Source organism: Streptomyces sp. TP-A0874 (assembly GCF_001748085.1).
GTDB lineage: Bacteria > Actinomycetota > Actinomycetes > Streptomycetales > Streptomycetaceae > Streptomyces.
The window spans coordinates 704,404-724,630 of sequence record NZ_BBZK01000004.1 but is presented as its reverse complement, the minus strand read 5'-3'; the positions used below and the strand labels follow the sequence as shown (position 1 = coordinate 724,630).

At 69.9% G+C, this 20,227-nt stretch carries 17 protein-coding genes and 1 tRNA gene; 9 read left to right on the top strand and 9 right to left on the bottom strand.

The genetic code is table 11. From position 1 onward, the window contains the following. Window positions 1-229: 229 nt before the first annotated feature. Together BGP73_RS23005 and BGP73_RS07215 are read left to right on the top strand one after the other, a co-directional pair. Window positions 230-292, top strand: a tRNA-Gly gene (locus tag BGP73_RS23005). 303 nt (window positions 293-595) lie between these two features. Next, on the top strand, window positions 596-2,173 hold the full coding sequence (locus tag BGP73_RS07215) for a TROVE domain-containing protein (protein WP_069812710.1): 1,578 nt from the start codon (window positions 596-598) through the stop codon (window positions 2,171-2,173). A 235-nt stretch (window positions 2,174-2,408) separates the two neighbouring features. Here BGP73_RS07215 and BGP73_RS07210 read toward each other — a convergent pair whose 3' ends face one another. Together BGP73_RS07210 and BGP73_RS07205 are read right to left on the bottom strand one after the other, a co-directional pair. Then, the gene (locus BGP73_RS07210) at window positions 2,409-3,383 is read right to left on the bottom strand and encodes a hypothetical protein (protein ID WP_069812708.1); all 975 of its coding nucleotides are present in this window, start codon (window positions 3,381-3,383) and stop codon (window positions 2,409-2,411) included. After that, entirely contained in the window at window positions 3,344-4,846 is a 1,503-nt protein-coding gene (locus tag BGP73_RS07205; protein WP_069812706.1) for an NACHT domain-containing protein, read from the bottom strand. Before BGP73_RS07205 ends, BGP73_RS07210 begins: the two co-directional genes overlap by 40 nt. A gap of 633 nt (window positions 4,847-5,479) precedes the next feature. Here BGP73_RS07205 and BGP73_RS07200 point away from each other — a divergent pair. Further along, window positions 5,480-7,330: a DUF4041 domain-containing protein gene (locus BGP73_RS07200; RefSeq protein WP_170837764.1), complete on the top strand. Its 1,851-nt coding sequence runs from the start codon at window positions 5,480-5,482 to the stop codon at window positions 7,328-7,330. Window positions 7,331-7,464: 134 nt separating this feature from the next. On the opposite strand, the gene BGP73_RS07195 is transcribed toward BGP73_RS07200, so the two are convergent. The 7 genes from BGP73_RS07195 to BGP73_RS07165 form a co-directional block, all read right to left on the bottom strand. Further along, a complete protein-coding gene (locus tag BGP73_RS07195) occupies window positions 7,465-8,361 on the bottom strand; it encodes a DUF3626 domain-containing protein (RefSeq protein WP_069812704.1) in 897 nt (298 codons plus the stop codon). Between the two features lie 90 nt (window positions 8,362-8,451). Continuing rightward, window positions 8,452-9,210 (bottom strand): enoyl-CoA hydratase-related protein, encoded by a 759-nt coding sequence (locus BGP73_RS07190; RefSeq protein ID WP_069812702.1) that lies wholly within the window; start codon window positions 9,208-9,210, stop codon window positions 8,452-8,454. Between the two features lie 65 nt (window positions 9,211-9,275). Continuing rightward, the gene (locus tag BGP73_RS07185; RefSeq protein ID WP_069812700.1) at window positions 9,276-9,755 is read right to left on the bottom strand and encodes a hypothetical protein; all 480 of its coding nucleotides are present in this window, start codon (window positions 9,753-9,755) and stop codon (window positions 9,276-9,278) included. A gap of 9 nt (window positions 9,756-9,764) precedes the next feature. After that, the gene (locus tag BGP73_RS07180; protein WP_069812697.1) at window positions 9,765-11,039 is read right to left on the bottom strand and encodes an NAD(P)/FAD-dependent oxidoreductase; all 1,275 of its coding nucleotides are present in this window, start codon (window positions 11,037-11,039) and stop codon (window positions 9,765-9,767) included. A gap of 5 nt (window positions 11,040-11,044) precedes the next feature. After that, the gene (locus BGP73_RS23000) at window positions 11,045-11,242 is read right to left on the bottom strand and encodes a ferredoxin (RefSeq protein ID WP_069812695.1); all 198 of its coding nucleotides are present in this window, start codon (window positions 11,240-11,242) and stop codon (window positions 11,045-11,047) included. Between the two features lie 73 nt (window positions 11,243-11,315). Next, window positions 11,316-12,557, bottom strand: a complete 1,242-nt coding sequence (locus tag BGP73_RS07170; protein WP_069812693.1) for an aromatic ring-hydroxylating oxygenase subunit alpha — start codon at window positions 12,555-12,557, stop codon at window positions 11,316-11,318. 141 nt (window positions 12,558-12,698) lie between these two features. Continuing rightward, entirely contained in the window at window positions 12,699-14,144 is a 1,446-nt protein-coding gene (locus BGP73_RS07165; protein WP_212732785.1) for a nucleobase:cation symporter-2 family protein, read from the bottom strand. A 315-nt stretch (window positions 14,145-14,459) separates the two neighbouring features. On the opposite strand from BGP73_RS07165, the gene BGP73_RS07160 reads away from it, so the two are divergent. The 6 genes from BGP73_RS07160 (at window position 14,460) to BGP73_RS07135 (ending at window position 20,206) form a co-directional block, all read left to right on the top strand. Beyond that, the gene (locus BGP73_RS07160) at window positions 14,460-15,188 is read left to right on the top strand and encodes a maleate cis-trans isomerase family protein (RefSeq protein ID WP_069812689.1); all 729 of its coding nucleotides are present in this window, start codon (window positions 14,460-14,462) and stop codon (window positions 15,186-15,188) included. Window positions 15,189-15,235: 47 nt separating this feature from the next. Next, a complete protein-coding gene (locus BGP73_RS07155) occupies window positions 15,236-16,207 on the top strand; it encodes a polysaccharide deacetylase family protein (RefSeq protein ID WP_079127277.1) in 972 nt (323 codons plus the stop codon). Further along, window positions 16,204-16,908, top strand: coding sequence for a GntR family transcriptional regulator (locus tag BGP73_RS07150; protein ID WP_079127276.1), 705 nt, complete (start codon window positions 16,204-16,206; stop codon window positions 16,906-16,908). Before BGP73_RS07155 ends, BGP73_RS07150 begins: the two co-directional genes overlap by 4 nt. Window positions 16,909-16,969: 61 nt before the next feature. Then, window positions 16,970-18,217 carry a DUF1116 domain-containing protein gene (locus BGP73_RS07145; protein WP_079127275.1) on the top strand — a complete coding sequence of 416 codons (1,248 nt, stop codon included), beginning with the start codon at window positions 16,970-16,972 and terminating at the stop codon, window positions 18,215-18,217. An 11-nt stretch (window positions 18,218-18,228) separates the two neighbouring features. Next, on the top strand, window positions 18,229-19,815 hold the full coding sequence (locus BGP73_RS07140; protein WP_170837763.1) for an amidase family protein: 1,587 nt from the start codon (window positions 18,229-18,231) through the stop codon (window positions 19,813-19,815). 10 nt (window positions 19,816-19,825) lie between these two features. Continuing rightward, on the top strand, window positions 19,826-20,206 hold the full coding sequence (locus tag BGP73_RS07135) for a DUF2237 family protein (protein ID WP_069812686.1): 381 nt from the start codon (window positions 19,826-19,828) through the stop codon (window positions 20,204-20,206). Window positions 20,207-20,227 lie beyond the last annotated feature (21 nt).

Genomic DNA, 20,227 nt, shown 5'->3' with positions numbered 1-20,227 from the left:
GCCGAGTCGCTCCGCCGCGCCCGACCAGGACGGCGGTGAGCGTCCGCGGCAATCGCAGATCGCCGATGACCAGGGAGAGTCGGCTGTTCCGCACGGGCCGTGACGGCTCGGCAGATAGTCCGGCGCTCCGCTCGGACCGACCTCGCCGGCACCCACACAGAGCAGTACCACGAGCCGAAATCGAATGACAGAGCGGCGGCGGGCCGCCTAGAGTCGATGACGTCCAGGTGCGAAGGCGGGACCTACTTCCATTCCAAGGAGCGGGTTGCGGGTTCGAGTCCCGTCCGGCGCCCAGCGCGCCGGTAGCTCAACTGGTAGAGCAGCTTGTCGGTTCCACCGGCTTTGACCTCTGGACAGCTAAGTTCATGCACCTCCCGGTGCGAAGGCCTCGGTTACTTCTTTTCCAGAGACTCCAACCGAAGCCGCCCTTGATCTCGGGAGGCCACCAGCAGGGCGCCCGGTGCGCAGGCGACGGTTACTTCTTTGGGTGAAGCGCCCTCGGGGCGCGCGGGGATCGAACCCCGCATCGACCGCCGCCGACTTCGATCTCGGGCGCCCTGCCGGACAAGCCTTCCTCCACGAGGAGGAACCCTCCATGGCGCGTTTCAACATCCGTATCAGCAGGTCGTCCGGCAGCTCCCCGGTGAAGTCCATCGGGCCGGCCACCGCCACCCACGAGGGCGGCGCGGGTTTCCTCCGGGACGAGAAGTCGGAGCTGTTCCTCCTGGCCGTGACCAACATGGTCGGCCAGGACACCTTCTACGAGACCGGCCGGCGCCGTGACGACCGCTACAGCGCCCTCGTCCGCGAACTCGCCGTCCAGGACCCGCAGTGGGCCGCGAGCCTGCTCTCCTGGCTGCGGCAGGAGGCCAACCTGCGCACCGCCGCGCTCGTCGGAGCCGCCGAGTTCACTCGCGGTCGCCTCGACGCGCAGGCCCCCGGCCACTCCCGGCAGGTCATCGCCTCCGTGCTGCGACGCGCCGACGAGCCGGGCGAACTGCTCGCCTACTGGACGTCCCGCTACGGACGCAACCTGCCCAAGCCGGTCAAGCGCGGTATCGCCGACGCCGTGCAGCGCCTGTACACCGAACGGAACCTGCTCAAGTACGACACGGCGACCAAGGGCTACCGCTTCGGGGACGTCCTGGAACTCGTCCACGCCTCTCCGGCCGCTGACAAGCCGTGGCAGGGGCCGCTGTTCAAGCACGCCATCGACCGACGGCACGGCCGTGAGGGGCAGATACCCACCGACCTGCGGATGGTGGCCAAGCGGGCGGAACTGACGGCGCTGCCGCTCGCGGAGCGGCGCGCCCTGTTGGACCGGCCCGAGGGACGGGAGGAACTGGCGCAGGCGGGCATGGCCTGGGAGACGCTGGCCGGCTGGCTCCAGGGCCCGATGGACGCCAAGGTGTGGGAGGCCGTCATCCCCTCCATGGGGTACATGGCCCTGCTGCGCAACCTGCGCAACTTCGACGAGGCCGGGGTGTCCGACGCGACGGCCGAGGCCGTCGCGGACCGGATCGCCGACCCCGCGGAGGTCGCGCGCTCCCGCCAGCTGCCCTTCCGGTTCCTGGCCGCGTACCGGCACGCTCCCTCCCTGCGCTGGGGGCACGCGCTGGAGCAGGGGCTGGGCCACTCGTTGGCAGGCGTGCCCGTGCTGCCCGGCCGGACCCTGGTCCTGGTGGACCGATCCGGATCCATGTTCTACGGGATCTCGGAGCGCACGCAGCTCAACCGGGCGGACTCCGCCGCCGTCTTCGGCACCGCGGTGGCGCTCCGCGCCGAGCGGGCCGACCTGGTGGAGTTCGGCACCACCAGCCGGCGGATCCGGACCAGGCGCGGCGAGTCCGTGCTCCGCGTCCTGGAACGGTTCACCAACCTGGGAGGGACCAACACCACCGAGGCGGTGCGTACCCACTACCGCGGCCACGACCGGGTCCTGATCGTCACCGACGAGCAGGCGTCGTACCACTACGACGGGGACCCGACGGCCGTGGTCCCGCCCCATGTACCCGTGTACACCTGGAACCTGGCCGGCTACCAGGCCGGCCACGGGCCCTCCGACGGCGGCAACCGCCACACCTTCGGCGGCCTGACGGACGCGGCCTTCCGGACGGTTCCGCTGCTGGAGCGGGGGCGGGACGCCGGGTGGCCGTGGGAGGAGCGGGGCTGACGTCGCGCCGGGCGGCGACTCGGCTGGCCGGCTGTCTCCGGCGCAGCTCGACCGCAGCCGCCCTCGGGTGCGCCCGAGCGCGGTTCTCCCTGCCTCGGGCTCCGCTGCACCGGGTGTGCCGCCTACCCCGCGCCGCCCGGTGCACGAGGGCGCGCGGCCGGAGAGTGGTCGGGGACTCGCTCCCGTCACCGGCGCCGCTGCTCTGCCCGGCGGTGCCGACGAAGGAAGGCCCGGCTCAGGTCCTCCCCGCGAGGCGACGCTGCAGTTCGGCGTGGCGAAGCTGGTACGTCGCACCGACCTGCCGCAGCACCCCGCGTCGGTGCGCGTCCGCGAGGAACGGCATCAACCGCCACGGCACCCGGCCCCGCAGGGCGAGCCACCATCGGGCGAGGGTGAACGATCCGTAGCTGGCCTGGAGGAAGCCCCAGGCCAGTCCGGTCGCCAACCCGTCGGCCAGTCCGGTCAGCCACCCCCGCCACGGCCCCATGACCGACCCGACGACCAGGGCGGCCGCCAGCCCGATGGCGAGACCGCCCGCCAGGGCGGTGGTCCAGAAGGTGACGCGGTCCTGGTCGAGTGCGGTCCGCGGGTCCGCCGCGACCGTCGCCTCGGCCGGTTTGGCCTCCAGCCCCGCGCCGAAGGAACCACCGGCGGCGGCGACCGCCCCGGACAGCAACCCGTTGAGCGGACCGGCCTGCAGGGTGACCGCGATGCCGAGGACGAGGCCGCCACCCAGGGCGGTGAGGATGCCGAGCGGGGACCAGCGCAGCCCACGCGCCGGCAGGCGGCTGCGGCCCAGGGTGATCAGACAGGCGGCGGCGACGGCGAAACCCACGCTGTTGACCAGCGGCGCCGGGTCCCCCATCTCGGGTTCACCGACGAATGCCCCGACGAAGGAGGCTGCGGCACCGCCCGCCAGCCCGGCCCCGAAGCCGCCGAGGAACCCGGGCACCAGGCCCAACGCGAGCCCGCTGACCAGATAGCCGGCGGGGATGTCGAGCCCGAGCACGGAGCGCACGCCGAGCCCGAACACGGACCCGAGGACACTGCCGATCAGCCCTCCCGCCAGCCCGCGGTTGAAACTCCGGCCGGGCGGACTCCACCGGCGGCCGATCAGCGCCATGCAGACACCGACGAGCATGCCCACCCCGAGCCAGGCGCCGAAAGGCATCACCACGCCGGCCGGCACCGCCACGAGCCCGACGGCCACCCCTGCCAGAACCCTCGGGGCCGCGTCGGCGAGGTCCCACCACCGGAGGTCGGTGGTGCCCTGCTGGCGGTGCTCCAGGTCACGGGAGAGGAAGGCCAGGAAGCGGGTGGCCTGCGCTCGCGTCCACTGGTGGCGCGGTCCTGACGATCCGGCCGGTGCCGAGGTCGGTTGCCCGGCGTAGGAGGCGGGGATGAAGGAGTCCAGCAGATGTGCCCGGATGGCGGCGGGCGTCGGGAAGCGTAGTCCAGAAGCTCCGAGGGGCAACCGACGGGAGCGCCGGGCTGGCCCGGCGCGGGACCCCGTCCGGAGTTCGCGGAGACGTACGCGGAACCCCGCGCCGGCTCCGACCGGCCGACGCCGGAACCGGCAGCGTGGCCCGGATACTCCGACACGTCGGCTGAGGGGCTGTAGGCGACGCGGGCCAGATACGCCATCAGCGGGGTGGTCAGCAACCGGTCCAAAGGGTGCTGCGTGGGCTCGGCGGCGAGTGCGGCGAACACCTCCTGCCAGCGCGCCTCGTGGTCGGGGCCGCCCGCGGAGTCCCGCAGGTACGACTCGACGGTCTCCAGGTCCAGCGGTTCGATCTCGACGCCCGCCGCACCGGTGACCCGCACCTCGCGACCGTTCGGGGGCCGGACGGTGGCGGCGAAGGGGGCGCTGCGGGAGCTGAGGACCATTCCGAGATCCGGGTTGCGGCCGAGGGTGTCGTTGATCCGGGCGACGGCGTGGCCCCGGACGGCGTCCGGGATCTCGTCCAGGCCGTCCAGCACCAACATGACCGCGCCGGCGTCGAGTAACTCCCGTGCTCTGCTCGTTCCCGTCCGGCCGGTTTCGCCGAGCCACGGGTAGTCGATACTCATCCGCTGCTCCAACCACCGGTCCAGATCCTCCCGGCCCGGGGCCCAGGAGGCGAGCGGTACGAGCACGGGCACCGGGTCCCCATGGCGGCGGTGCGCGAGCAGGTCCAGCACCAACCGCACGAGCAGCATGCTCTTGCCTGATCCGGGTTCGCCGAGCACGACCAGGCGGCTCGTGGGCACCCGGGCCATGACGTTCAGCAGATCGCCGCCGCCCCCGGAGAGCGCTTCGGGACCGGCGGCCCAACCGGATGGCGGGGCCGACGACGCCAGGCCGATTCCCGTCGTGGCCAGCCGGACCAGCGAATGCCAGGGCTCCATGAGTTCAGGTGCGGCGGGCCGCCACCGGACCGGAAGCGGATACGGATCGTTCAGGCGCCGCAGCGCCGCCTCCTCCCGCCACTGACGTTTGACGGCGAGCGCCAGGTCGTCCGCGGCCCGCGCCAGGTCCGCGTCCTCGCTTCCCCCGGCGCGAGGGACGGTGGCCGCGTTGACCGTGATGTGACCGAGGAAGTCCCGCCCTTGGAAAACGGGCCCGCCGGACCCCGAGAACTCGTTGGAGGTCCCCCCATCTCCCGTGCGCTCTCCCTCCGCCTCCCGCTCCACGAACGCCCCTTCCGCTGCCCGTCGTCGCCATAAGGCCCGACAAGTGCGGATGAGATTACTCAGCTACGGCCGACAGCGTCGGGTTTCCCGAACACTTGGCGCAGTCGTCTTCTCGGACCGGTGGCGTACTCACACTGGCGGTCGGTGTCGGGTGCTTGTCCCACCACCGCCGTCGAAGCCGGACGGGGCTCCGGTGAGCCCCGCACACGGCAACAACCACCCGTTCTCCACTTCGGCTTCGCGAACCTGGCCGGTTCGCATATTCTTCACGTTCTACACGGCTGCGTCACATTGCCAGGGGGGCGGGTAGCTGAATGACGCGCGAGCACATGGTGGGTACCGCAACCGTTCGCTTGCTCTGGCTGAGCCGTTCAGGAGTCGGCTCGCTCCGAACGGCGCCGGGCGTCTCCCGGCTCGCCGCCCACGAGACGAAACGCACGCTCGACCGGCGGACCACCGCTGTGGATGCGTCATCACGTAAACCCTGCACTCCCTGCACGCAGGCGACCGACAACTGAGAGAGAGTGAAGCCCCTTGTCCGCACAGTCTCCCCGGCCCGATGTGGACGCGGCGGCAGCCGCGATCAAAGGCATCTGGTTCCCGGTAAAGGGGACGGTCAGAAGCCTCCATGAAGTGCTGTCGTCGGACGAGACGGTGCAGGCCATCGCCGTAGCGCATCATGACGGGGTCATGGGGGTACTCGCGCTCACTGACCGTCGGGTCCTGTTCCGGGCGCAGGGCAGGACCGGTCAGCGCCTGGTCTCCCACGCCCTCGTCGAGGTCACCGGCGTCCGGTGGACGAACGGGCTCGCCTGGTCCGTCCTCACTCTGTTCGTCGCCGGGTGGGCGGCTGAGTTCAAGAACATGGACCAGCGGGACGGTCAGAACATCGCGGACCGCCTGGAGCAGTGGCGCCGGTGGCAGGCGGCGCAGAGCGGCAACGCCGCCCACACCGTTCCGGGGCAGCCGTCCGCCGGCCCCGTGGCCTCTCCGGGGGCACCCGCTCCGGCTCAGCCCGCGCAGCACGCTCCAGCCACGGGCGTACCGCAGCAGTCGCCTCCACCCGCCGGCGGGAGCGGGGGTGGACTCTTTGGCCGTCGCCGGAGAGAGGCCGAGGCGGAAGCCGCCCGACTCGAGGAGGAACTGCGTGTTCGGGGCGCTGACCGCGAGGCTCTGCGGGCGGAGAACCACCGTCTGATGACCGAGCTTTCTGCCGTCGTCGGCGCCGATACCGCCCGGCTGGTCCAGGAGACCGAACGGCTCCGCCGGGCCCATGGGGAACGCTCGGCGGAACTCCAGCGGATCGATGCCGTGCTCGACGCGAAGGTTGAGGCCGGAGCAGAGCGTGCCGAGCGCGAGTTGCGGAGTGCCCGGCAGCGGCTGAACGAACTGGAGGTGCAGGCGCAGGAGGCCGAGCGGCGCCTGGCGGCGGCCCGGGGCGGTCTGGTCGTCACCGATGACCTGGCCCTGTTGCAGGAGGCCGGTGTCTACGAGTACCGCCATCCGCTCGCCGACGCCGTCGCCTACAAGGAACGAATCGGCCTCATCAAGGACGAGTACAAGGCGCTCACCAAGAACGGTCGGGCCGTCATGGGCGCCACCCACTGGATGGTCAACGGCTCCGCCGCTGAAGGGCGGCGCATGGTGCGGGACTTCTCCAAACTGATGCTCCGGGCCTACAACGCGGAGGCCGATGCCGCGGTTCGGGGCATGAAGCCGCACCGCCTCGCCTCGCTCGTCGACCGCCTCGTGAAGTCCAGGGAGACCATCGCCAGGCTCGGCAAGACCATGCAGATCAGGGTCACAGACGAGTACCACCGGCTGCGAGTGCGCGAACTGGAGCTGACCGCCGACTACTTGGCCAAGGTCGAGGAGGAGAAGGAACGGCGGCGCGAGGAGCGGGCACGTCAGCGGGAGGAAGAGCGGCTGGAACGGGAGATCGTCCGTGAGCGCGCTCGCCTTGACAAGGAGCGTGACCGGCTTGTCCTGGCGCTGAACCGGGCGCGTTCCGCGGGCCAGGCGGACGCCGCCCAGATCGAGGAACTGGAGCGGAAGCTCGGTGAGATCGACCTTGAGGAGGAGGTGATCAACCAGCGAGAGGCCAACCGCCGAGCCGGGTACGTGTACGTCATCTCCAACATCGGCGCCTTCGGTGAGTCCATGGTCAAGATCGGCCTCACCCGCCGCCTCGACCCCATGGACCGGGTCAACGAACTCGGCGATGCCTCCGTCCCGTTCCGCTTCGACGTGCACGCGTTGATCTACAGCGACGACGCGGTCAGCCTGGAGCGCGCCCTCCACCACCAGTTCGAGGACCAACGCGTCAACCGGGTCAACACGCGACGCGAGTTCTTCCGCGTCACCCCGGCCCAGGTCCGTGACGCACTGGCTCGCCACGCCGGACAGCACCTCCTGGAGTTCCACGAGGAACCGGACGCACCCGAATGGCGCGCGAGCCTCGCTGCGGCGCGGACGCGTCCCTGAGGGGCCTCGACTCATACGCGTTCGCCAGCAGGGGCAGCTGCCGGGGCGAGGCACGTAGCCTCACCCGGTAGCACCGTCGTTGGTTCGGAGGCAAGGTATGCCGATCACGTGGGCCCTGGTAGGAGTCGACGCCCTCAGCGGAGGCCGTCGAGTACAGCCCCCGGCGCCGGACCGACCGGCTCGTCAACGGCCTTCTGAGGCACCCCGAAGCGCGCGAGGTAGTGCCACACCTTCTTGATCGCCTGGGGGGCATGGTGGCCGGCACGCGCCGCCTCCCCGAGGATGCGTGGATCGAGTACGCCGTCGACGGCGATCCGTGCGCCCAGGTCGACGTACTCCTGACCGCGGTAGCCGGGATGACGGAGCAGTTCCTCGACCTTGAGCCGGAACCCGGGGTGCCACTCCACGGGGCAGCCCAGGCGCAGGGCCGCGTCCTCAACGGCCGTACCCTGGTAGCAGGGGTCCAGTACCAGCGCCTCCGCGTGGCGGTCCGGCCGCACGGCCCCGTGGACCTGTGCCTCGATGTAGTCGTCGAGGTCGTCCTGACGATCCGCGAGCGCGAGCTCGACGAGCCCCATTCGGGCCGCGACACCGAAATCCGAGGGTTCAAGGAAACTGTCCGGATAACAGAACGTGGTCCTCGCCAGCGTCTCGGCTGTCAGCCGGAAGTGGGCGGAGCCGAACCGCGGAGCTCCGCCGACGGCCTTGCGGCGGAAGTTCAACGCCCCGTAGACGGGCCGTTCGTGAGCGGGCGCCTCGTCGTACGCCCCGTCGAAGATCCGGCTCTCCCAGCGCCACCGGTCACCGCCGGGATACGCGGTCAGTCCGCCGTTGCCGGTCCCCGTGACGAACTGGGAGCGGTAGACACCGTCCCTGGCCAGGGCAGCCAGGATCGGCTCGTTGTGCAGCAGCCGGTCCGGATGGAAGTTGAGGGTCACCCGCAGCGTCGACTCCATCGGAGGACCGGACGCCAGTGCCGCGACATGACCCACGGCCCGTTCCTGGGATGTCTGTGCGGCTGCGGAGCTCATCCGCACAGTGTTCCCCAAGCTGGTCGACCGCCGCACGCGGATTGTCCGCCGGCAGTCCGGACCGGGGCCCCTCCCCGCACGTACCCCCGGTCACTCGCCCGTGAAATTCGGTTCCCGTCCTTCCTTGAGGGAAGCGAACCCCTCTCTGAGGTCCTGGGTGCCGAACATGAGCTGGTAGCCGCGGCGTTCCAGCGCGATGCCGGCTTCGAAGGAGGTGTCCAGGCCGAGCCGGACGACCTCCTTGATCTGGCGCACCGCGAGCCGCGGGCGGGACGCGATCAGGGCGGCCAACTCCACCGCCCGGTCGATCGCGTTGTCTTCGACGACTTCGGACACATAGCCCAGCCGGTGGGCCTCGGCGGCGGACATGGGGAACCCGGTGAGGAGGGTGTAGAGGGCGTTCTGCCGTCCGATGGCCCTGGGCAGCCGCTGGGTGGCACCGCCGCCGGGCACCAGCCCGATGGTCACCTCCGTCTGGGCGAAACGAGCCGACTCCGAGGCGATCACGAAGTCGCACTGGGCGATGAACTCGTTGCCGCCGCCGAAGGCGTCGCCGTTCACCGCCGCGATGATGGGCTTGCCGCTGTACCAGAAGGCCTGATGGGTGTAGGCGCGTATCGCGCCGACGACATCGCGGTCGGCCTGCTCGGCGAGGTCGGCCCCGACCGCGAAGACGGTGTCCCCGCCGGTGAGTACCATCGCGCCGATCTCGTCGTCGGCGTTCAGGGATTCGACCGCCGCCGCGAGTTGTTCGCGTACCTCCGTGTTGAGCGCGTTGCGGACCTCGGGCCGGTTGAGCCGGACGACGGCTACTCCAGCGCGGGGTCTGTCGATTTCTACGACCGGCATGGATTTTCCTTTCGGGCGGTCAGTGAGGGGAGTCATTGCGGATCCGCTGAGACGAGCTTTTTCACTCAGTGGTGGGATTCGAAGGTCTCCATATTGGGGTTGTTCTTGAGCTTTCCGAATATCTCCGACCCGGTGTTGATCCAGTGCGGTGCCTGTCCGCCGCCAGTCGCCGACTCCAGGTCGGCGACGCCGATGAAGCAGACCATGAACCAGATCAGTTCCGCGGCGAACATCTCCGGATGCCTCCGCGGATCGCGGCCACCGACCCTCTCCGACCAGGAAGCGATGGCCTTCTCCAGGCTGATCCGGAAACCGAACCGGGTCTCCGGCTCATCGGAGTCGTGGAAGAGCACCTGGATCTGCGCTTCTCCTTGCGCTCCCGTTCCGAGGACGACTTCCTCGAAGGTGAACTCCGGCCAGAACTGGCGCTCGCCGACGAACTCGTCGTGGGTTGAGCGGGCACGGCGATTGGTGCGGTAGCGGTCACTGAGCAGCGACCACATGTTCTTCCGCACCGTCCTGAACAGTTCGTTGTCGTCACTCATCGGCCTTCCTTATCGGGTCGGTGCGGTGCCGGGAGAGGTCTCACCGGGCGGATGGGCGGGGCCAGAAGAGGGCGGTTCGGCCGTCCGCCCCCGCAGTCGCTCGCGGCCCTTGGCCTGGATGTGGGCTTTGAAGCGCATCACCGCACGGGTGGCGTTGACTCCCGCGGCGGCGACCAGTCGGCCTTCCCGGTGATAGGTGACGACGGGGCGTTCCCCGGCGGTCTCCAGCCGCGTCTCGTCGTGCCCCCGGGCGTGACCGACCATCTGGTATTTCAGTCCGTACTGGTCGGACCAGAAGTAGGGGGCGTCGGCGAAGGCCGGGGACGGGCGTCCGTCCCGGTCGGCGAAGTAGCTCTCCACCGCGTGCCTGGCCTGGGCCGACGCGTTGGTCCAGTGCTCGACGCGCATCAGCCGGCCGAAGACCGGGTTCGGCCATCGGGCGATGTCCCCGGCGGCGTACACACCGGGGCGCCCGGTGCGCAGCGCCTCGTCGCAGCGCACGCCGTCGGTGGCGTCCAGGCCGGAGCCCTCCAGCCAGCCGGTGTTGGGCACCGCTCCGAGTCCGAGGAGTACCAGGTCGGCGGTGGTGGACGTGCCGTCGTCGAAGGCCGCGTTGACCGCCGCCTCCCCCGGGCCGACGGTCAGGGAGGTCACCGTGGTTCCGGTCCGGCAGACGACGCCGTGTTCCTGGTGCCGCTCCAGGCAGTACCGTCCGAGCACCGGCCCGACCAGCGGCTCCATCGGCAGGTCGTCCTGCATGACGAGTTCGACCGGCAGCCCGAGCGTGCGCAGGGAGGCGGCGATCTCGCAGCCGATGAGTCCTCCGCCGACGACGACCGTGCGTGGCCGGGTGGCGAGCCGCGCACGGACGGCGGCGGCGTCGCCCAGGGTGCGCAGGGCGTGCACTCCGGCCAGACCGGAGAACTGCCGGGGCACCCGGGGGCTCATCCCGGTGCAGACGAACAGCGAGTCGAAGTCGATCCAGGCGCCCCCCACCAGCACCCGGTCGGCTTCGGGGTCGAGGCGCTCGCACACGACGCCGTCCAGCACCCGCAGTCGGATGTTCCGGGGTTCGACCGGGGGCAGCGAGATCTCCTCGGGGCTGACCTTCTCCTGCATGAACTCCTTGGAGAGCGCCGGTCTGGAGTAGGGTCCGGTGCCCTCCTCGCCACGGACCCAGACGACCTCGTCGGTGCATCCGCGTCTGTCGAGTTCGGTGACCACGGTGTGGCCGGCCAGCGATCCACCGGCCACCACGATGGTCCGCGCGCTCTGGCGTGCCACCTCCGTTACCCCTCGACCAGGGTGAGGGCCAGCAGGGGGCAGGAGGTGATCGACTGACGGACCCTGGCGTGTACGTCGGGGTCGTTCGGAATCTCGTCGAGAACGTGCAGGTTGAGATCGTCGTCGATGTCGAACACCTCGGGCGCTATGCCCATGCACACGCCGTTCCCGTCGCACAGGGTGCGGTCAACGGTGACTTTCATTTCTTCGTCCTTACAGCGAGGTCGGTGGACCGCTCGGTTCCGTAGGGGTCCCTCTGCTTCTCCTGGTACGGCTTCAGGCATGTGCTCCGAGGGAGGACGGCTCCTGCGGGGCGTTCGCGTTCGGCGCCGCGGCCTCCTCGGCGTAGTCCCGGTAGCGCTTGAGCAGCCACTGGTTGAACTGGAGCAGGGACTCCTCCTGGAAGGAGTAGCGGCCCGGGCGGCGGAAGCGGGACCGCATGCCCTTCTGCAATGAAGCGTCGGAGCTGGCGTCCTGCTGGTGGAAGAGCACCAGGCCGTCCTGGGCGATCTTGTAGAGCTGGTCGAACCGCGGGTGCTTGGTCGATTCCTCCGGGTAGAGGTGCCCGATGCGCAGGTTCATCTGCTCCGGCCCGGCGGGGAGCACCAGGTAGTAGAAGAGACCCTCGGGCACCACGCCGAAGCCGAGGTTCGGCGGGATGGAGGCGAAGATCACCTGGTTGCGCTCCTTCTCGCCGAGGGTGGGGATGACCGGCAGCAGAGCCTTGGTGGTCGGGTTGAATCCGGCATCGGGGTGGTAGAAGCCGGTGGGGTGCCAGATGGCTCCTTCGGCGGGGTCTATCGGTACGAAGCTGGTCAGCCGGACGTGCGCGAAGTCGTGCAGCATGCCGTGCAGGTAGGCGCTGTGGTAGGGCTCGATCCCGTTCTCCAGCTGGGACTTCCAGTTCCAGTTGTTGCCGCGCAGCTCGGCCACCGGCATGCTCACCATCTCGTCGATGTGGTAGTTCTCCAGCTCGGCGGTGAGCCGGGTGAGCGTGGGGCCCAGGGGCTCGGCGTCCGGGTTCAGGTTGGTGAAGACGAAACCGTTCCAGATCTCGACCCGGTGCGAGGGCAGGTACGCCTCGGCCTTGAGGTTCTTGAGCCCCACCGTGTCGTTCATCGACGGCGCGGCGATGAGGTTGCCGTCCAGCCCGTAGGTCCAGGCGTGGAACGGGCAGCGGAACAACCGGCCGGTGTTGCCCGAGCCCTCGCACACCAGGTGCGCTCGGTGTGCGCAGATGGGGGAGAGGACCTTGATCTCCATGTCCTTACCGCGGACCATCATCAGTGGTTCGTCGCCCATGTCGACCCGGACGAAGTCGCCGGGCTTGGGGATCTCGTCCACCCGGCCCAGGCAGAGCCACTGCCGCATGAAGATCGCTTCTTGTTCGAAGGCGTAGAACTCCGGGTCGACATAGCACTCCCGGGGGAGGTTCCAGCCGGCCTCCATGGACTGGCATCCGTCCTCGATCACCTGGAGGATGCGCTGGATGTGCGGGGACAGGGGGGCCTCAGCCATTTGTCGCTCCTTGAGTGGTGTGGGTGGCGCCCGGTCCGTCTGGTCGGACAGCGCCGCTCCGGCTCGCGCGCCGGGGACGCGGCCTGGGCGGGCCGCTCCACCTCCGGTGCTCCTCCTGCCGGGGGAGCACGGGGAGTGGAGTCAGTCGGAACCTTCGCCGGCCGTGCCGGACGTCTGCGGCGCGCCGGAGGCGGGCCCCGCCGGTTCCGTGCCCTCCGCGCCGCCGTCGGGGGGCGGGCCGGTCCGGACCGCCTCGACCGGCGTCGGTTCCGAGGTGCCCTTGGGGGCCATGAGGTGGTTGAAGAGGAGGTTGAGCACGAAGGCCACGAGCACTGTGGCGGTGATCGCGCTGCCCAGGATGAACTGGGCGTCGTGGTGGAAGTTCTGGTAGATCGTGGGCACCGCGACCGGCAGCATGCCGATGCCGAGCGAGACGGCGACGATCAGGAGGTTGTTGTTCCCGTCGTAGTCGACCTTCTGCAGCATCTGGATGCCGACCGCGGCCGTCATGGCGAACATCACCAGACCGGCTCCGCCGATGACCGGGCCCGGGAGACTGGCCACGAGCTCGCCCATCTTGGGAATGGCGCCGAGGAGGACCAGCAGCACTCCGGTGACGGTGATGACGTAGCGGCTCTTGACCCGGGTGAGGCTGATCAGACCGACGTTCTGGCCGAAGGTGGAGTCCGGCACCGAGTTCATGAAGCCGGCCAGGAAGGCCGCGAGCCCGTCGGTCGCCAGCCCACGCGCCATGTCCCGGTCGGTGACCTCCTTGCCGACGGCCTCGCCGATGGCCAGGACGCAGGCGGTCATCTCGCTGAAGACCACGATCATGGCCACGCACATGGCGATGATCGGGACCAGCTTGAACTCGGGAGCGCCGAAGTGGAGCGGTGTGGAGAAGCCGACCCAGCCGACGTCGCCCACCGAGCTGAAGTCGGTGAGCCCCATGAACCAGGCGGTGACGGCCCCGAACGCCAGACCGACCAGGACCGAGACGTTCTTGACGAAGCCGCGGAAGACCCGGTTGACCAGGACGATGACGCCGATGATGGCGAAGGCGAGCAGGATGTGCCTGGTGCTGGCGTAGTCCGCTGCTTCGGGATCGTCGCCGATGACGAGATCCGCGCCCACGCTGATCAGCGACAGGCCGATGATGGTGATCACACAGCCGGTGACCATCGTCGGGAAGTACTTGAGGATCAGGGAGAACGGTCGGGCGAGGAGCATCCCGAAGACGCCCGCGGCGATCATCGAGCCGTACATCGTCGGCAGCCCGTACTCACCGCCGATGAGCAGCATCGGTGTGAGGAAGGTGAAGGACGCCCCGGCCACCACCGGCATCCGGATGCCGAAGAACCGGGTCAGGCCGACGCTCTGGATGATGGTCGCGACACCGGCCACCAGCAGGTCCGCGTTGACGATGATCGCGACCGTGTGGGTGTCGAGTTGGAGGGCGGCGCCGAGTACCAGGGGTACCGCGACACAGCCCGCGTACATGATCAGCAGATGCTGTAGTCCGTACAGGAAGAGTTGAGAGGCAGGGAGGACCTCGTCCACCGGATGGCGGTCCGAAGTCTTCGTCACAGATGCACGCTTGAGAGGCGACACGAGGTCTCCTGGTGCTCAAGAACAATCGTGCCCTGGTCCCTCCGGTGGGGTGATCACAGGTTGATCCGGAGCTATGGGCAGAGAATCGGTGTTGGCGACTGAGTAGTCCACACCCTGCGGTGACCTGGGTGTTTGTAGCCCTTGAGGCACCGCATCCGGGATCCGGTATACGGAGATTAAGCGTGAGGCCGGTCACTGTCAATGAAGAGGACTGACTTCTTCCGGAAGGATTGACCTCACCGAAATTCTGTATACCGTATCCACCATTCGCTCCTCAGGGACGGAGATCCCATGCAGTCGCAAGCCCGGAGGATCGGCATGGTCACGCCCTCCTCCAACACGGTTCTGGAGCCGGTGACCCTGGAGTTGGCGGCCGGTGTCCCCGGACTGTCCGTCCACTTCACCCGGCTCCGGGTGACCAGGATCAGCCTCGACCCCGCCGACACCGGACAGTTCGACCAGCCCGCCATGGTGCGGGCCGCCCGACTCCTCTCCGACGCCCAGGTCGACGTCATCGCCTGGAACGGCACCTCCGGTTCATGGCTCGGGCCGGAGTACGACAGGGCGGTGTGCCGTGCGATCGAACAGGCCACCTCGGTACCGGCCACCACCTCGACCCTGGCCGTCCTGGCCGCCCTTGAGGCGTACGACGTCCGCCGCCTCGGTCTGATCACCCCGTACACCGAGGACATCGCCGAGGCGATAGCCGCCAACTACGCGGCGCACGGTTTCCCCGTACACGCCGCCCGCCACCTCGGCCGGACAACGAACTTCGACTTCGCCCTGATCAGCGAAGGGGAACTCGAGCGGGCGTTCCACGAGCTCGCCGCAGGCGGTTGCGACGCGGTGGCGGTGGTCTGCACCAATCTCCGCGCGGCTCACCTCGCCCGACGCTGGGAGGAACGGACCGGGATCACGGTCGTCGACAGCGTGGCGGCCACCCTCTGGGCCACCCTGCGCCGTACCGGCAGCCGCGCCGAGGTCCGTGGATACGGGCGTCTGCTCGACACTCCTGCTTGATTTGCATACCGACCAGAAGAACGCCGACCGGAAAGAGGCGAAGGCCGATGCCCAAAGAGTTGAAGGTGCTCATCGGAGTGGATGTCGACGCGGTCGCGGGGTGGCTCGGCTCCTACGGAGGAGAGGACTCACCGAACGACATCCAGCGCGGGGTCTTCGCCGGTGAGGTGGGCACCCCCCGGCTGCTCCAGCTCTTCGAGCGCTACGGCCTCACCACCACCTGGTTCGTCCCCGGCCACTCCATCGAGACCTTCCCCCGGGAGATGGCCGCCGTGGTGGAGAAGGGGCACGAGATCGGAGCACACGGCTACGCCCACGAGAACCCCGTCCAGATGTCGCTCGAACAGGAGCGCGACGTGCTGGGCCGCTGTGTGGAGCTGGTCGAAGGACTGTCCGGCCGCCGGCCCCGTGGATACGTCGCCCCCTGGTGGGAGATGAGCCCGCACACCGCGCGGCTCCTCCAGGAGTTCGGCTTCTCCTACGACCACTCGCAGAACTACAACGACTTCCACCCCTTCTACGCCCGGGTCGGCGACGAATGGACGAAGATCGACTTCACCCGCCGGGCCGCCGAGTGGATGAAACCCCTCCGCCACGGCACCGAAGTGGACCTCGTGGAGTTCTGCGGCAACTGGTACGTCGACGACCTGCCGCCGATGATGTTCGTCAAGCAGTCCCCGAACAGCCACGGGTTCGTCAGCCCCCGGGACATCGAGCAGCTCTGGCGCGACCAGTTCGACTGGGTCTACCGGGAACTCGACTACGCGGTCTTCCCCGTGACCCTCCACCCCGACGTCTCCGGCCGTCCGCAGGTGCTGCTCATGCTGGAGCGGCTCTTCGAGAGCTGGCTGGCCCTCCCGGGGGTGGAGTTCACCACCTTCGAGAACGCCGCAGACGACTTTCGGCGGCGGTTCCCGTTCGACGGCCCGGACCGGCCCAGCCCGATCGGTACCGGGGCCGGGCCCGCCGGCGGCACGCGGGCCACCGGCGGTACTCCGAGGAGCGGGGCCGAAGGATGAGCAGCCGAGCAGGGAAGTCCCTCCCCGCCCCCACCCGCAACATCGACGCCGACTACCAGCCGCTGCGGGAACGCGTCCGCGACGAGTTGCGACAGCAGATCATCGACAACGTCCACCCGCCGGGAACCCGCCTGGTGGAGAGCGACCTCGCCGCCCAGCTCGGCATCTCCCGGGTGCCCGTTCGGGAAGCGCTGCGCGCGCTGGAGAGTGAGGGCTTCGTCCGAGCCGTGCCCCGCCGAGGGGCGGAAGTGGTCCAACTGTCGGAGCAGGACGTCGAGGAACTGTTCGACGTGCGGGAGGCGCTGGAGGTGCTGGCCTGCCGCCAGGCGGCCCACCGGGCCACCGCGGGCGAACTCCGGAAGATGCGGAAACTGCTCGACAAGGCCCGCAAGGCCGTGGAGAGCGCGGACGAGATCGCGCTGGGCCGGGCCAACGAGGCCTTCCACGACGAGATCCTCAACCTCTCCCACAACGCCCTGCTGCAGACCGTGTTACTGCCCCTGCAGGGGCGGATGCACTGGCTGCTGCGGCAGACCGGAGACCCCCACGACCTCGTCGACGAGCACACCGCGCTGTACGAGGCGATCGCCTCCCGCAGTCCGGACCTCGCCGCCGAGCGGGCCCGCCAACACGCCAGGCTCAACCGCGAGATCGTCCGCCGGAGGCTCGCCCAGCGGAAACAGGAGACGCCGACCGACTGAACACCCAGCAGCGCCGCCGCTGCGCATCCCTCTTCCACGGCCTCGGGTCAGGAGACACCGCATGCCCAGCAACAAGACCCCTCCGAAGGGTGCCAGATCCCCGATAGACGCCATGAACAGCACCGAGGTGGTGCTGCACCGAGTGTGCAGGGCCGGTGAGGTGATCGATCAGGTCACCGAACGCCACTTCCTGCACGCCGGCCCACCGATCGCCCTCCCCGACGTTCCCGGTCCGATGCGCGGCGCCCTCGTCGGAGGACTGCTCCTGGAGGGCGAGGCCGCCACGGCGGCCGAGGCCGAAGCCATCATCGACCGGGGCGAAGTGGAGATCAGCCCCTGCCACGACGCCGGAGGGGTGGGGCCGATGGCCGGGATCGTCACCCCCAGCACCCCGGTGGTGGTCGCCCGGGCCGGCTCGGTCACCACCTTCGCCCCGGTCAACGAGGGCATCGGCGGTGCCGTCCGCTACGGCAGCTACGACCAGGACACCGTCGCCCGACTGCGCTGGCTCGGCGAGGTACTGGCACCGGTCCTGGACGAGGCGATCGGCGAAAGCGAGTCGCTCGACCTGATGGCCCTGGTGGCCGAGGGACTGCGGCGCGGCGACGACTGCCACAACCGCCTGGTCGCCACCACCGCCGCGCTGCTGACCCATCTCACACCCGCCCTGCTCCGCAGCTCCCACGACCGCGACACGGTCTCGCGGGTCGCCGCGGTCATCGCCGGGAACGGGCATTTCGCCCTGCCGTTCGCCATCGCCGCGGCGAAGGCGGTCACCACCGCCGCGGCCGGCGTGCCCGGTAGTCCGATCGTGACGACCATGGCCGGCAACGGCCGCGAGTTCGGCATCCGGGTGAGCGGGCTGGGCGACCGGTGGTTCACCACGGCATCCCCCGTGGGCACCCCGGTCCTCGTGGACGGCGCCACCATGGACGACGTCACTCCGACCATGGGGGACTCCATGGTCGCCGAGACCGCCGGCTTCGGCGCGTTCGCCATGACCGCCGCCCCCGCGATCATGTCCTTCGTCGGCGGCGACATGGCGCTCGCGCACCGGATAACCGGCCGGATGCGCGAGGTGACCGCCGGTTCCTCCACTCGGCTGCTGATACCCGGCGAGGATTTCCGAGGCACCCCCCTGGGCATCGATGTGCACCGGGTACGGAGCAGCGGGATCCAGCCCGTGATCAACAACGGCCTGGCACACCGGGTCCCGGGGCGCGGACGGGTGGGCGCCGGGATCACGCCCATCCCCGTGGAGCCCTTCGTCGAGGCCAGCAGGGCCCTGGAGCACGAGGACCGCGAATGAAGACCTCGCGGATGGATGACAGAGGGCGCCCGGCCACCCCGGTGAACGATCCCGCGGCGGCAGCGGCCGAGGCGATCAACGCGGCGCTGGCCGATCCCGTTTCGGACCGGGCCCGGTTGGCCGCCGCGGCCGCTCGGTGGAACCTCACCCCGGAACTCGTCGACCGGCTCCGCCCGGCGATCGACCGGATGCGCGGCACCTATCGGCGGGTCCACCAACTGGCGGGGGGCGACATCGCCCCGGAACCGGCAGCCGTGCCGGTCACCCTGCTGCACCGCACCGCCGCCGACCCGCACGGTGCCTGGCGGTACCGGATCGACGAGCCGCGGGAGTTGCGGGAGGGGCCGCTGGCAGGCCGCACCGTCACCGTCAAGGAGACCATCGCGGTGCGCGGGGTCCCCATGACCCTGGGCGGCGAACTGATGGCCGGCTTCGTCCCGGGGTCGGACTCCGCGGTGGTGGAGCGGGTCCGCGCCGCCGGGGGAGTCATCGCGGGCACCTCCGTCTGCGAGGACCTGTGCTACTCCGGCTCGAGCTTCACCAGTGCCGGCGGGCCGGTCGGCAACCCCTGGGACCCGGCGCGAGCCGCCGGCGGGTCGACCAGCGGCGGCGCCGTGCTGGTGGCGACCGGGGCGGCCGACTTCGCCATCGGTACCGACCTGGGAGGGTCGGTGCGCAACCCGGCCGCCTGGTGCGGTGTCGTCGGCCTGAAGCCCACCTTCGGGGCGATCGACTACGACGGTGCCATGCCCACCGAGCGCACCATGGACCACATCGGCGTACTCACCCGGTCCGCCGCCGACCTGCCCGCCTTCCTCGACGCGGCCGCCGCTCCGGTGGACGGAGAGGCGTACGCGTCCGCCTACCGGCGTCCGGTCGCCGGACTGCGGGTGGGGCTGCTGGCGGAAGGGTTCGGTTGGCCGGACCGCTCCGACCACCGAGTGGACCAGCGGGTCAGAGAAGCCGCCGGGGCGCTCGACTCGCTGGGAATGGTGGTGGCGGGAGAGCTCTCGGCACCGCTGCACCGGCACGGCCGGGACATCCATCTGCCCATCTCCCTGGAGGGCGGTCTGACCACCGTCTTCGAATCCCGGCTCCAGGGCAACAACCACACCGATCCTTACCACCCGCTGTTCGGAGCCGTTTTCGGCACCGCGCTCGCCGAGCGACCCGAGGACCTCCCGGTCGGCGGGGCGTTGGCGCTCCTGGGCGCCACGGTGCTCAGGGAGAGCACCCACGGGCTCGTCATGGCCCACGCACAGCGGTTGCGCCGCCGGCTGCGGGAGGAGATCGACGAACTGCTCAGCCAGGTCGACATCCTGGCGCTGCCCACGGTGCCGATGCTCCCGCACCATCTGCCCGAGGATCCCCGGCAGGCGGTCCTGGAGAGCGATCTGGCGTTCGAGATGCATGACAACAACTGCGTGTTCAACCTGACCGGTCACCCTGCCCTGAGCGTCCCCTGCGGCCTCGTCGACGGGCTGCCGGTCGGCATGCTGCTGGTCGGACGCCACGGCTCCGACGCCCGGCTCGCCCGGGTCGCCGCCGAGTTCCAGCAGCACGTCTTCGAGTGCCCCATACCCGCAACGACCCCGTGAGGTGGCAGCAATGGCCGAACAAGCGCTGAACGTCCTGGGCGGGCCCCTGGAAGCCTGCGGTTTCGACCCCGTCACCGGATACCGGAGGGACGGCTTCTGCTACACCGGGCCGGACAATCCGAAGGGCCACACGGTGTGTGCCGTGGTGAACGAGGCCTTCATCAGCTTCCAGGCCACCGTGGGCAACGACATCGCCACCCCGCGGCCCGATCTCGACTTCCCCGGCCTGAAACCGGGCGACCGCTGGTGCGTCATCGCCAGCAAGTGGTACGAGGCGTATCAGGCCGGATACGCGTGCCCCGTCGATCTCGCCGCCACCAACATCAAGGCGTTGGAGGCCGTGCCGCGTGAAGCGTTGCTCGAGTACCGCCACCGCGCTCCCCAGGACTGAACGGCCCCCACATGACCGAAG

Coding starts and splice junctions, on each gene's coding strand:
- BGP73_RS07215 (WP_069812710.1), top strand. CDS start 596: ATGGCGCGTTTCAACATCCGTATCAGCAGGTCGTCCGGCAGCTCCCCG.
- BGP73_RS07195 (WP_069812704.1), bottom strand. CDS start 8,361: ATGAGCTCCGCAGCCGCACAGACATCCCAGGAACGGGCCGTGGGTCAT.
- BGP73_RS07190 (WP_069812702.1), bottom strand. CDS start 9,210: ATGCCGGTCGTAGAAATCGACAGACCCCGCGCTGGAGTAGCCGTCGTC.
- BGP73_RS07185 (WP_069812700.1), bottom strand. CDS start 9,755: ATGAGTGACGACAACGAACTGTTCAGGACGGTGCGGAAGAACATGTGG.
- BGP73_RS23000 (WP_069812695.1), bottom strand. CDS start 11,242: ATGAAAGTCACCGTTGACCGCACCCTGTGCGACGGGAACGGCGTGTGC.
- BGP73_RS07170 (WP_069812693.1), bottom strand. CDS start 12,557: ATGGCTGAGGCCCCCCTGTCCCCGCACATCCAGCGCATCCTCCAGGTG.
- BGP73_RS07160 (WP_069812689.1), top strand. CDS start 14,460: ATGCAGTCGCAAGCCCGGAGGATCGGCATGGTCACGCCCTCCTCCAAC.
- BGP73_RS07155 (WP_079127277.1), top strand. CDS start 15,236: ATGCCCAAAGAGTTGAAGGTGCTCATCGGAGTGGATGTCGACGCGGTC.
- BGP73_RS07150 (WP_079127276.1), top strand. CDS start 16,204: ATGAGCAGCCGAGCAGGGAAGTCCCTCCCCGCCCCCACCCGCAACATC.
- BGP73_RS07145 (WP_079127275.1), top strand. CDS start 16,970: ATGCCCAGCAACAAGACCCCTCCGAAGGGTGCCAGATCCCCGATAGAC.
- BGP73_RS07140 (WP_170837763.1), top strand. CDS start 18,229: ATGGATGACAGAGGGCGCCCGGCCACCCCGGTGAACGATCCCGCGGCG.
- BGP73_RS07135 (WP_069812686.1), top strand. CDS start 19,826: ATGGCCGAACAAGCGCTGAACGTCCTGGGCGGGCCCCTGGAAGCCTGC.